Annotated in this window: 6 protein-coding genes; all 6 read left to right on the top strand. The window is 36.4% G+C overall.

The window, feature by feature from the left end; genetic code table 11:
• Positions 1 to 309: 309 nt before the first annotated feature.
• The 6 genes from C3L50_RS01180 to C3L50_RS01155 all read left to right on the top strand — a co-directional run bounded on the left by C3L50_RS01180 (position 310) and on the right by C3L50_RS01155 (position 14,194).
• Positions 310 to 3,039 carry a substrate-binding domain-containing protein gene (locus C3L50_RS01180; protein ID WP_103804185.1) on the top strand — a complete coding sequence of 910 codons (2,730 nt, stop codon included), beginning with the start codon at positions 310 to 312 and terminating at the stop codon, positions 3,037 to 3,039.
• A gap of 199 nt (positions 3,040 to 3,238) precedes the next feature.
• Entirely contained in the window at positions 3,239 to 5,776 is a 2,538-nt protein-coding gene (locus C3L50_RS01175; protein WP_103804183.1) for a GH32 C-terminal domain-containing protein, read from the top strand.
• Between the two features lie 627 nt (positions 5,777 to 6,403).
• Positions 6,404 to 7,723 carry a sugar porter family MFS transporter gene (locus C3L50_RS01170; RefSeq protein WP_103804660.1) on the top strand — a complete coding sequence of 440 codons (1,320 nt, stop codon included), beginning with the start codon at positions 6,404 to 6,406 and terminating at the stop codon, positions 7,721 to 7,723.
• Between the two features lie 5 nt (positions 7,724 to 7,728).
• Positions 7,729 to 9,327, top strand: a complete 1,599-nt coding sequence (locus C3L50_RS01165) for a glycoside hydrolase family 32 protein (protein WP_103804182.1) — start codon at positions 7,729 to 7,731, stop codon at positions 9,325 to 9,327.
• A 72-nt stretch (positions 9,328 to 9,399) separates the two neighbouring features.
• On the top strand, positions 9,400 to 12,477 hold the full coding sequence (locus C3L50_RS01160) for a SusC/RagA family TonB-linked outer membrane protein (RefSeq protein ID WP_103804180.1): 3,078 nt from the start codon (positions 9,400 to 9,402) through the stop codon (positions 12,475 to 12,477).
• Positions 12,478 to 12,487: 10 nt separating this feature from the next.
• Positions 12,488 to 14,194 carry a RagB/SusD family nutrient uptake outer membrane protein gene (locus C3L50_RS01155; protein ID WP_165783946.1) on the top strand — a complete coding sequence of 569 codons (1,707 nt, stop codon included), beginning with the start codon at positions 12,488 to 12,490 and terminating at the stop codon, positions 14,192 to 14,194.
• Positions 14,195 to 14,203: the final 9 nt, after the last annotated feature.

The following is a 14,203-nucleotide window of genomic DNA, read 5'->3' as shown; positions in this document are numbered from 1 at the left end:
TTTCTAATAAAAAACACAAGGACTTGCGAAAAACGTAAGTCCTTGTGTTTTTTATTGCTCGAAAATAATGATTTTGAACACAAAAAAATCAAATTAATTTAGTTGTCCAAATTGATGGAACATACTTTTATAGATTGAATATTTTTACTGTAAATTGCTTTTCTATATATTTACATTGTTTTATTGAATTAATTAAATTCGTTCTCAAAATAATCAATTGTCTTTTTAAATAAGGCTTCGTTTCAATAATAAATAATATCTTATATTTTTTTGATGTTATTTTAATCAACTATTTTAATAATAAACTCAATGCTAAGAAAACTTAGTTTTATCATTCCAATTTGTTATTTGCTTTTATTATGTTCTTGTAATCAAAACACAAAGAATGAAAAGACCATTTCTATTGGATTTTCACAAAGTATCTCTGAGGACGATAGTTGGAGAAAATCTATGGATAACACAATGACGGTCGAAGCCTCGCTGCATCCAGAAATTGACTTAACCATTTACAATGCCAACGGCAGTACCAAAAAGCAGATTCAAGATATTGAAAAATTGATCGAAAACCACGTCGATGTACTGATTGTGGCTCCCTACGGTTCCGATTCCATTGTACCCGTAATCGAAAAAGCAGGCAAAAAAGGAATTCCTGTAATTATAGTCGATCGGAAAGTGAATACCTCAAATTACACTTCCTTTTTAGGGGCCGACAATGTTGAAGTAGGCCATATTGCTGGAAAATATATTGTTTCTATGTCCAAGGCTCGCGCCACTATTCTTGAAATAAAAGCTACGACGGCTATTTCGCCAAGTGTGGAGCGAAGTTTGGGATTCAAACAAATTGTTTACCAATATCCAAACATAAAAAAGATAAGTATTTCTGCCCCGGATTTGGCATCGCTAAATACTAAATTGAGCAAGGTTTTGGATAGTATGCCAAAATTAGATTACGTTTTTGCTTTCAACGACATTATTGCGCTTCAAGCCTGGGATGTAGCCAAACAAAAAGGAAGGGAAAAAAGCATAAAATTCATTGGAATTGACGGATTGAATGATCCAAATGGCGGAATTCAAGCTGTTAAAGATGGTAAACTTACGGCGACCATTTTGTATCCAACAGGTGGAAGCGAAGCCATTAAGTTGGCAATAAAGTTGGCAAACAAAGAAATGGTTGCCAAGAATAATACCCTAAACACCATTTTGATCGACTCCTTGAATGCCGATATAATGAGCAATCAGTTTGATCGAATTACCATTCAACAATCCAATATCGAATTGCAGCAAAAAGCGATTAAAGAACAAGAAAAAAAATACTTGACCTTGTATAATTTAATCAAATTACTAACTTTTCTGTTAGTGATTATTTTCTGCTTGGGGCTTTTCAGTATTTACTCCGTGGTTTCCATCAAAAAGAAAAAGAAGTTATTGGAGGAAACCAATTCTAAAATTATCCAACAACGAAACGAAATTGAAAAATTTGTCGAGAAACTGGAAGAAAGCAATGAATCCAAAATCAATTTTTTCACGGGAATATCGCACGAGTTTAAAACTCCTTTGACATTGATATTGAGTTCGGTAGAATCTTTGCACGATGAATTTAAAAACAAAAGTCATTCCGTAAAAAAAGATTTGGACATAATGTACAACAATTCGTTGCGATTGCTTCGATTGATTAATCAATTGTTGGATTTCAGGAAGGTCGAGGACAAAAAATTCACGCTAAAACTGTCCAAAAACAATCTCTGGAAATTTTCCGTCAATATGTTCAAGGAATTTAAAAGAGAGGCCAAAAAAAGAAAAATTAACTACACCATCGACACCGACAACGAAGATTTGGAAGTTTATTTTGATGCCAATTTAATGGACAAGGTGTATTACAATCTCTTGTCCAATTGCTTTAAATTCACTCCTGACGGCGGCAGAATTGAAATTAAAATAACGCAAGAATTAGAAAAAGGACTGGTAAAAATCAACTTTAAAGATTCAGGAATTGGTATTCCCGAAAATGAAATCAATCAAATTTTCAGTCCCTTTTTTCAAGGTTCAAACAACTATCGAAACGGTTCGGGAATTGGGTTGAATTTATCCAAAAACTTTGTCGATTTGCACGAAGGAATATTGGAAGTAAAGTCTAAAAACGGTGCCGAATTTTCGATTTATCTAAAATTGGGAGAAGCACATTTAGATAAAAACAACATCCTAAATGAAAGCGGTTATATTTCGGACAGCGAAAATGGGTATGAATATTTAGAAACGGAACTGATACAAAGTGCCGAATCGCTTATTACCGAAAACAAGCAAACGATATTGATTATTGAAGATAATCCTGATTTGCTGGATTTTATTTTTTCGAAGTTAAAAACAGACTATACCGTCATAAGATGCAATGGTACCAAAGCGATTGAAGCTGCCTTGGAGGTAATGCCGGATATCGTGGTTTGCGATTTGAATTTGCCAGAAAAGAATGGTTTTGAAATTTGCGAAGCCTTGAAAACCAATATGATCACATCCCATATTCCCGTGATTATTTTGACTGCGATGGACGATAACAAAACCTATATCAAGTCACTGGAAGCGGGAGCCGATTTGTTTTTGACCAAACCTTTTAATCTCAAAGTCTTGAAGCAGGCTATCAAAGGATTACTGTTCAATAGAGAAAAGTTACGTTATTATTACACCAACAATGTAGATAAAATTGAAACGGATGGTTTGAGTTTGATTGAAAAAGAGTTTCTGTCCAAGATTAATTCGATTTTGGAAAAGAACCTGGATGACTCCACATTTTCTGTTGAAGAATTGGCCAGTAAATTAAATATTTCGCGAGTGCAACTTTATCGAAAAGTAAAAGCGGTTTTGGGAATTGGAGTAGGGGACTACATCAATAATTTTAGATTAGAGAAAGCAAAAGACTTGCTGACGACGACTACGATGAACATTTCAGAAATAGCGTATTCTTGCGGATTTACGTCTCCTAATTATTTTTCGACTTCTTTCAAAACCAAGTATGGAGTTCCTCCAAAAGACTTTAGGAACAATTAATTGGTACTATAACGATGTAACATTTTTATACATAACACCATTTTTAGTGTTTTTTTTAATGGTTTCTTTGTTTTTAATCCTCTTTAAAGCCTTGTATTAATTGGAGTTAGCTTTTTTTTATGAATAAATCGGTTAACTGTAACATTACCTAACTTGTTCCGGTTGACTTTCTGGTAATTTTATCTAAAATTAGAAAGAAATGAAAAAGCTGAATACAATTATCCTGTCGGGACTTGTTCTTTTGGGATGCAAATCACAAAATGACCCAAGCCCGACTCCAAACCCGATTCCACCATCCAATGTGGCTACTGAACTTTTGTCGTTTAATTTTAACGAAACCTCCGGACAATCAGTGTCGGAAACCAAGACCAATGCGAGTTTTTCCATCAATGGTTCTTCAGGATCTGCTGAACGAATTGGGGGTGTCGAAGGCAATGCGCTTCGAGTGAATGGTTTTTATGGCTGGGCCACTGGAAATGCGAGCACCACTTATCCTACGGCAAAAGTGTGCGTCTCCGGCTGGATTGCGCCTTCTGCTTTTCCTGTTCAAAGAAAAGATTTGGACCCAATTACCGAAAACACGAACGCAGCCATTTTTTCCAATGTCAACACGTCCAACAGTTCGGGCGTTGCCTTGGGAATCAATCATCACGGAAGAGTTATCGGACAATTTAAAGTGGGAACCAATGTAATTCAAATAGTATCAGACCAAGAAGTCGCCTTAAAAAAGTGGAGTTTTATTGCCTTAAACATCAATGCTTCAAACGGTTCGGCTTCCTTGTATTTGAATGGCGTTCAAATTAAAAGCACCACGTTTGATGCTGGTACACTATTATGGGATAACAATGCCACGATTTATATCGGAAAAGAATCCAAATCCAAAACAATTGCCGGATTCGACACCAATGGATTAACCGGTGCCATCGACCAAGTTGCCCTTTGGAATAAAGAATTGACCGCCAACGAAATACTTGCCCAATATACGAAATACACGCCTTCAAACCCCGATTTGAAAATCCCGACTGCCCGATTTGCCAATGATATTCATCGTCCAAAATACCATTTGCTGCCATCGGCTGGCTGGACCAATGAATCCCACGGATTACTTTATATCGACAACAAATACCATATATTTAGTCAAAGAAATTTGAATGGGCCTTATTTGGAACACATCAATTGGGGGCATTATGTGAGCAGTGATTTGATCAACTGGGAGGAAAAAGCACAAGTTTTATGGCCTCAACCCGGATTTGACGAAGTGGGAATTTGGTCGGGACACGCCATTATTAGCGGTGGTCAACCCTATATTTTTTATACTGGTGTCAATAAATCGAAAGCGGCCATTGGACTAGCAACTTCCACCGCACCTTATGATACTTGGACAAAAAATCCGACTGCCATAATTCCCAACGCGCCAACAACTTCTGCCAATGCCGATTTTAGAGATCCATTCGTGTTTCAACACAATTCAGAATGGTATATGATGGTGGGAACAGGTTTAAGAAGTGGTAGCTCAAGAGGAGGATTGTATTTGTACAAATCGACTTCATCCGATTTTAAAAACTGGTCTCCACAAGGCACAATGTTGGAAGGAAATCCTTCGGTAGATGGCACTGGCGATTTTTGGGAAATGCCCATTTATTATAATTTTGGTTCCAAATCAATTGTACTAATCAACAAACTTCCCAATGCCAATGCCTTGTATTGGACAGGGAATTTTAATGGGGCGCAATTCGTCAGGGACAATCCCGTTCCGGAACGATTGGATGTAATCAATCAATTATTATCCCCTTCCATTCATCCTGATGCCAACGGAAATTTGACCGCCATAGGAATTATACCGGACGGCGTTACTTCTGCAAAACACAAAGAGCAAGGCTGGGCGCACACATTTAGTTTGCCTAGGGTTTGGACATTGGTCAATGGCAAAATAAAACAAGTGCCTCATCCCAATTTATTGAGTCTTAGAGGAACTTCGAAAAATTTTACCAATGTAGTTTTTGATCAAAACAGCTCAAATGTTTTGAATAACTCCACGGGATCTCAATATGAAATCGTGGCGACCATTAATCCAGGAACGACTTCAAAAGTTGGTTTTTCCCTAAATAAAAACACGGCTACAGGCGAACAAACCTTAATTTACTATGATTTTGCCACCAGTAGTTTTGTTGTGGATAGAAGTAAATCTTCCATATTAACAGGTGTTCCACTGTCGAATCAATCTACCAATTATGTGTTGCCTGCTGGAAACATCAATTGGAGAATTTTTGTCGATGCTTCGGTAATCGAAGTTTTTGTCAATGAAGAATTGGCTTTTGCAACCCGCTCTTTTCCTTCGACTGCCAATAACTTGATTGATTTGTATGCCCAAGGCGGCTCGGCAACAGCAACCGATTTGAAAATTTACAACATTCAAGGTGGCGGAACAGCTTCTGTCGCAAAACTTAGCGAAAAAAAAACTGAAGTAATTATTCATCCCCTTGTTTATCCGAATCCGTCAAGTGTCAATTTCAACATTAAATTTAGTAATATTGCTGAATCAACTCCTGTTTATGGATATATCTTTGACATAACAGGTTTTCCAGTGAAAAAGATTGATAAATTGCTCGATGCCGATAATTCAATCGTTCATTGGGATGGTATAATGGACAATGGAAGTCAAGCCATCCGTGGTGTTTATGTCATCAAAGGTTTGTTGAAAAACGAATTGTTTGATGCCAAAATAATTGTGGAATAGTATCTGATAAAGTATCTCTCTCTCCTTATTAATAGATTGTATAATGGTATTGTTGAATATCATTATACAATCTTTTTTTGGCTTCTACTGGATTTTCTTAATGTTTTAATGTTTTTTCTTTACACCAATAAAGTAGAAATAAAAGAACAAATTTTCATACAATGAAGAAGATTATGAACGCTATAAATCTTAATTCTCTTAATTTTATTAATGGTTAAAATGTTTTTTTCTTTCACAAAACTCAATTAGGACCCTATTTATCAATTAGACTTTAGTTAAAACCTTTTTTATCCAACTTTTGAAGTGAAATCATCATTATTTCCCAACTAAATAAAATGTTTTTGGAAGCAAACCATTGTTATAATGACAACTTTTTAGCAATAAAAAAACAGTATCTCCATTTTCAAGTGATTTAAATTATTTAAAACCTGTTTTTTAATTTATTTATTGTTTCAAAACCATAACTTTATGTAACAATACTATATCATTACACTAATAATTAGTTTGTAATTAGCTAAAAATCAATTATTTGAACTATATGTAACAAATTTGAAGTTAATGGATACATTACGAAAACGTTGTACTGCTGTTTAACAATACATTTGGATATAATTAAAACACAAAATGATGAATAATAAAATTTTGAGATGGTCAGTCATTGCTTCGTTTGCAGGATTTCTATTTGGCTTCGATACGGTAGTGATTTCGGGTGCAGACAAAACGCTTCAATTGCTATGGAATTCAAGCGATGTTTTTCACGGTTCTGTAGTAATGGCAATGGCACTTTGGGGTACGGTAATAGGTGCTATTTTTGGAGGAATTCCAACGAATACATTAGGTAGAAAAAAGACATTACTTATTATAGGTATTTTGTTTTCTATTTCGGCTGCAGGTTCGGCACTTTCAAACGATCCATTTGTATTTGCTTTTTTTAGATTTCTAGGAGGTTTGGGCATTGGAGCTTCAACCATTGCGGCACCGGCCTATATTTCTGAAATTGCACCAGCCAAAGATAGAGGACGTTTGGTGGGATTGTATCAATTTAATATCGTGTTGGGGATTCTTGTCGCCTTTTTGTCCAATTATCTTCTTAGTGATGTCGGTGTAAACGCTTGGCGATGGATGCTTGGAGTTCAGGTTTTCCCTTCCTTGATTTATACGTTTATGGGATTTAGCATTCCTGAAAGTCCAAGATGGTTGTATTCGATGCTTAGAATTGAAGAGGCAAAACTTATTTTTGAAAAAATTGGTTCCAAAGAAGATGTTCAAAGTATTTTGGACGATTTAAGCAATAACAGTGACAGCACTCCTTTGAACGAAAATATTTTTATGAAAAAATACCGTTTTCAATTAATCTTGGTTTTCTTGATTGCGGCATTCAATCAATTATCTGGAATTAATGCATTTTTATATTATGCTCCCAGAATTTTTGAAGAAGCTGGATTGGGTGCGAAAACGGCCTTGTTGAGTAGCATCGGAATAGGTTTCATTAATTTAATTTTTACCCTAATTGGCGTCTATCTTATCGATAGATTGGGGAGACGCAAATTGATGCTATTTGGTTCCATTGGCTATATTTTCTCCCTTTCGATGGTGGCCACTTCATTTTATCTAAACTGGACAGGACTGGCAGTACCTGGATTTTTATTCCTTTTTATTGCCTCTCACGCTATCGGACAAGGAGCTGTTATTTGGGTATTTATTTCCGAAATATTCCCGAATCATTTGAGAGCTTCTGGACAGTCTTTTGGTAGTTCTGTTCATTGGGTCTTGGCAGCCATCATCCCTTCGATGGTACCTATTCTTTTCACCAGTTTTGGTGTTGGCAACGTATTTTCCTTTTTTGCCTTTATGATGGTTTTTCAATTGCTGTTTGTACTCTTTATGATGCCGGAAACCAAAGGAATTTCTTTGGAAGACGTAAGTAAAGGATTAACCAATAAATAAGAATTATGAAGAATATTTCAAAAATAGAAGCTTTCAAAGCAATAGTTGCCATCCTGATATTGGTTGCAATGAATGGCTGTAGTTCAACTAAATCTACTACTGAAAAAGTAGCGACCAATGAAGAATTATACAGACCCAACCTTCATTTTACGCCCAAAAGCGGATGGATGAACGATCCCAACGGAATGTTTTTCTATAAAGGTTTGTATCATTTGTATTTTCAGTATTACCCCAATGATAATGTTTGGGGACCAATGCATTGGGGACACGCCACGAGCAAAGATATGATAACTTGGAAAGAAGAAAAACCAGGACTTTATCCAGATGAAAAGGGCTATATTTTTTCAGGAAGTGCCGTTGTTGATGTCAACAATACCTCTGGATTTGGAAACAAAGAAAATCCGCCAATCGTGGCAATGTTTACCTATCACGATGCTGCAAAAGCAAAAACGGGAGCCATCGATTTTCAATCGCAAGCCATTGCTTATTCATTGGACAAAGGAATGACTTGGACAAAATATAAGAATAATCCAGTCATCAAAAATCCAAATATCAAAGATTTTAGAGACCCCAAAATGACTTGGGATGCCATTCACAACCAATGGATAATGGTTTTGGCAGCTGATGTGGAAACTCAAATCTATCGTTCTTCCAATTTAATCGATTGGGAATTGGCTTCTGGTTTTGGCAAAAATCTGGGAGTTCACGGCGCTCCTTGGGAATGTCCCGATTTTTTCCCGATGAAAGTCGAAGGCTCTACCGAAACAAAATGGGTTTTGTTGCAAAGCATTAATCCCGGTGGGCCAAATGGAGGATCGGCAACTCAATATTTTGTGGGTGATTTTGACGGGAAAACTTTTTCAATTGGGGATTCATTCCTTCAAGATTTAAACCAATTTGGCGCTTTGTGGGTGGATCACGGCAAGGACAATTATGCAGGAGTTACTTGGGCTAATGTCCCAAATTCCGATGGTCGAAAATTGTTTATGGGTTGGATGTCCAATTGGCAATATGCGGATAAAGTTCCTACCGAAAATTGGCGAGGCAGCACAACCATTCCACGAGAATTGAAGCTGATAAACACCGATGGACATTATCGAATTGTTTCGCTTCCGGTAAAAGAATTGGATAAATACATTTCGAAAACAATCAAAAAAGAGCCGCTTACCATTGATAAAACTACTGTAATTGTTGACAAATCAAAAGTAGATATGGCAAGATTTGACATTCGTTTCACAATGAATAATTTAAAGGATGACAACTATGATTTTATCCTTTCCAACAAAGAAAACAATGCCGTTTATTTTGGAATCAATAAAAAGGAAAAGTTTTTTTACATCAACAGAAAAAATGCAAGTCAAAAAACATTTTCCAATGAATTTGCCAAAACAATTTCAAAAGCACCCATTACTTCCAATTTTAATTCGATTGAAGTGAGGGTGGTTATTGACAAAACCTCGATAGAAGTTTTTTATGACAATGGAAAAACGGTTATGACAGAAATCTTTTTTCCCGATAAACCAATGGAATCTTTTTCTGTAGTAAAAGCAGATTCTGATTTTGAATTAAAAAACATAACCATAAACCAACTAAAAATTAAATAATCAATGTAAAACAACCTAACCAAACAACCAAACAATTCAAATTTATAACCAAACAACTAAACAATAAAAAATATGAAAATCAAGTATTTTAAAAACAAGAAAAACATAGTGACAATATGTTTGTTTTTCTTAGTGTTTATTGCTTCCGGGCAACAAAGACAAGTGAACGGTTCTGTCTTGGCAGATGATGGTCAGCCCTTGCCAGGTGCTAATATTATTGTAGAAGGTTCAAAAAATGGAACCTCTACAGATATCGATGGTAAATTTAAGATTTCAGTAGAAGAAGGTGCAAATTTGATTGTATCTTATTTAGGATATCAAGATGCTAAAATAAAAGTTTCTTCAAAAACTACTTATAGTATAAAATTACAATCTAGTGCAAACAGTCTTTCAGAAGTAGTAGTTGTAGGCTACACCAAAGAAAAGAAATCAGACATTGCAGGCGCTATTTCGGTGGTGAAAATGGCCGATATTGCCCAGGAAACCAGCCCTAATATTTTGAGTAATTTACAAGGTAGAGTGGCGGGTTTGCAAATCAATTCTGGTGGTACTCCCGGAGGGAATGATTCCCAAATCATCATTCGAGGATTAACTACCGTAACCAGCGGCTCGGCACCTTTGTGGGTAATCGACGGAGTGCAAACTACCAGTTCCTCTTCCTTGAATCCCGAAGAAATCGAATCGATCCAGGTTTTGAAAGATGGAGCTTCGGCAGCAATTTATGGAACTTCTGCTGCAAATGGAGTAATTGTGGTGACCACCAAAAAAGGTAAAAAAGGAGTTTCCGAATTCAGTTTTAAATCCGAAGTAATTGTTAACCAGTTAAGAGACAAAATTAGCTTGTTGAATTCGCAACAATGGGCTGACGTGGAATACCAAGCACAACTGGGTGCCGGGATTGCCACTCCAACGCATCCGGTTTTGATAAATAATGGTTCTGGTTTTACCATTCCCCAATATTTAGATTCCAATGGTTTGCAAACAGCGTCCGATACCAATTGGGTGAATGAAATTACAAACCAAACGGTTTCCAACAACACCGATTTTGGCTACCGCAAAGGAACCGAAAACCTGAGTTTATACACCCAATTGAGCTATTCGGAAGACAATGGTGTGCAACGATACACCAGCTATGACCGATTCAATGCGAGAATAAATGCTTCTTATAAATTCTTCAAACAAAGATTAACCATTGGAGAGAATTTCTTGTACTCCCAATTTAATGAGGTAAAAGCCAACGAATTTGAAAACGCCATTCTTCAAAATCCAATGCTTCCTGTATATTCCAATCTTGGCGATTATGCGACCATCATTACGGGTGGAATGCAAGACAAACCTAACTCGGTTGCCAATTTATGGAGCAATAGAAATAACGAACAAAAGAATCAAAGATTTTTGGGGAATGCCTATTTAGATTTTAAAATTATGGAAGGATTGGTATTCAATTCGACTTTGAATTTTGACAAAGGAAACTACAGATTTAACACGGCTACAGAAGCTTTTTCCGCACAAGGCACAATACCATCCGTATTTCAAAACATTACAACCGACGATGTGGACAACGATTATTTAGCCACCATTTTTACCAATACTTTAAAGTATGATAAAGTTTTTGGAAAACACAGATTGTCATTATTGGGAGGTATTGAAAATTCGGCAAGAGAAGAAAATTTTCACAACAACCAAATCAATGGCGTAAACATTACCGATCCTGCCGGTTATGTGGTGAATGCCAATGCACAATACAAAACCCTTGTAGGGAAAGTAGAAACCTTCAAAATTTCACAATTTGGGTCTGTTAAATATATTTTTGACGATCGCTATATTCTGTCTGGTACCGTGAGAAGAGATGGTTCGTCCCGTTTTGGAGAAAATAACAAATACGGTATTTTCCCATCGACTTCCTTGGCTTGGAATGCTAAAAACGAAAAATTCTTAACCGATAATAAATCTGTTTCCAATCTAAAATTAAGAGCTTCTTGGGGAGTAAATGGAAACGATCAAATTGCTGATTATGCTTATTTATCCAGTTTTGTAGATAACACTGTTGGCAATGTGGTGGAATTTTCGGATTACAACATCAGCGGAACAGGTATCGGAACTTCGGGTGGGGTTTTGCAATCTCGTCAAGCCAATCCAGATCTAAAATGGGAATCCACGGAGCAATACAACGTTGGATTCGACATCGGATTTTTGAACGAAAGAATCTCATTGCAATCTGATTTCTACATCAAAACCACCAATGATTTAATTCTTAGACCTATTGCAATGTCCATTAACGGAGAAAGCCAACCTCCTTTAATTAATGCAGGTTCTGTTAGCAACAAAGGTTTTGAAGCGGTGTTGAGTTACAAAAGCAATCCCGCCAAAGATTTTAAATACGGAATTGATTTCAATTACTCTATGTATGATAATAACGTGGAAAGTTTAGACACCGATTCCAATTTTTTACTTAATGGAGTTTCAATAACCAAAAAAGGATCGCCAATCGCTTCTTTCTACGGATTAATTGCCGATGGTATTTTCAGGACTCCCGAAGAAGTGGCCGTTCATGCAGAGCAACCGGGTAAAGGCTTGGGTAGAATTAGATTTAGAGATGTTAATCTGGATGGGAAAATTGACCAATTTGACCGAACAATCATAGGTAATCCACATCCTGATTTTATCTATGGAATTAACTTAAATTCATCTTACAAGGGGTTTGATTTGACCTTATTTTTTGACGGAAAACAAGGAAATGATTTGTACAATGCTCAACGTGCCATAGGTGATTTTGATTATTTCAGTTTTAATCACAACACCAATACTTTGGATGCTTGGACACCAAGCAAGGCAAATTCCAACATTCCTGCCTTATCGACTTTAAATAGCAATAACGAATTGCAACCATCCAGTTATTATGTGGAAGACGGTTCTTACATCCGATTGAAAACCATAACAGTAGGATATAATTTCGATAAAGACTTTTCTAAAAGATTCGGAATGAATAAACTGAGATTGTATCTAGTGGGACAAAATTTGTTCTCCCTGACTTCCTTTACAGGTTTCGACTATGAAGTTTCCGGTTTGAGTGCCGGTGGAATTGGTGTGGCAGGTTATGGAATTCCGCACACAAAATCGATGACTTTTGGAATTAATGCAAATTTTTAAAACAGTAACAATGAAAACAAAATTTAAAATAGTATTTACACTATTGATAAGCATCCAATTGCTTTCTTGTGTGAATGACAGCGATTTAGAGGTTAAGGAAAATTATGTTTTATCAGCCGACAATATTGACCCCGAACAATTGGTAATTGCAGCTTATAGCGCTCTTGATTATCGTTATAACACGGGTGATTTTAGGGATTTATGGCCTTTTGACCACGCTCCGTCCAATTGGGCAACATCTGACATTCGTTGTGGTGATGCTTACAAAGGTGGCGGTGGAACCGGTGATAATCCTGGGGGTGGAATGCACCAATTGGAAACGCAAGATTTATTTCCGTCAAGCGAAAATGCCTACAATGTTTGGAGAGCGATTTATTTCGGAATAAAAAGAGTGGATTCGGCTTTAAGAACTATCAGTATTATTGACGAAGCAAAATTTCCAAATAAGAAAGCAAGAATTGGAGAATTAAAAGTTTTGAGAGCTCATTTTTATTTCGAGGCCATTAAAAATTTTGGATCTTTCGTTTGGTATGATGAAAACACTCCAATTGCGGAGATTAATAAAATACCCAATTCTTTTGATACTAGCTTTATGTGGTCTAAAGTAGAAGGCGATTTGAACGATGCAATTGCTCTTTTGCCAGATACTCAAACAGAATTAGGAAGAGTAAATAAAGTGGTGGCTTATGCCTACTTATGTAAAGCTCAGGTCTTTCAGAAAAAATGGTCTGACGCTATTGTAAGTGCTGATTATGTTATTAATTCTGGTAAATATGGGTTAGTAGCCGATCTTGAAAAATTATATTCCATTCCGGGTTATGGAAATCGTGAAAACATTTTTGCGGTTCAATATTCCATAAATGACGGTTCACAGTATGGAAACCTCAATTTTGGAAACTTATTAAATGCTCCTGATAGCCCTGGAGATGATACTAAAAATCCTTATTTGAATGGAGATGATTTTGACAAACCTTCTCAAAATTTGGTAAACGCATTCAAAGTTGGTTCGGACGGACTTCCTCTTTTTGACTCTTACAATAATGCCAATCTAACGGCAACGGACTTAGTTGATCCAAGATTAGATCACGAAATTGGAAGAAATGGAATTACTTGGAAAGATTGGGCTGGAAGACCACAACAACCAGACTGGAATAGAGATCCAGCAACGTATGGTTCTTTCCTGGTTAAGAAAAATGTGATTTCTCCCAATTCAAACGGTTTGGCTTCCAATCCAACGGGCTTCCCTTGGGCATTGGGTAATTTAGATTTTCCAATTATCAAATACAGCGATTTGTTGTTGTGGAAAGCTGAAGCCTTGATTGAATCAGGAACCAATGTTTCTGGAGGTGTTGCCTTGATTAACGAAATTAGAAATAGGGCTAAAAATTCACCTTATGTGAAAGATTTCAATAATCCATCTCAAAATGCAGCCAATTATTTAATTAATCTCTATCCGTTGAGTTTGTCGCAAGATGCGGCAAGAAAAGCCCTTAGAATGGAAAGAAGATTGGAATTGGCCAATGAAGGTCACGGTTTTTATGACCTAGTAAGATGGGGCATAGCCGAATCGTATGTCAACAACTATATTCAAGTGGAAAAAACACGTCGTACTTATTTGCAAAGTGCTTCATTACAAGCTCACGAACAATATTTGCCAATACCACAAATAGAAATTGACGCAAGTTCAGGAGTTTACAAACAAAGAACAGGATACTAATAACAAACT

Source organism: Flavobacterium alvei (assembly GCF_002920895.1).
In the GTDB taxonomy this organism is placed as follows: Bacteria; Bacteroidota; Bacteroidia; order Flavobacteriales; family Flavobacteriaceae; genus Flavobacterium; species Flavobacterium alvei.
This window is presented reverse-complemented; position numbering and strand designations above follow the sequence as displayed.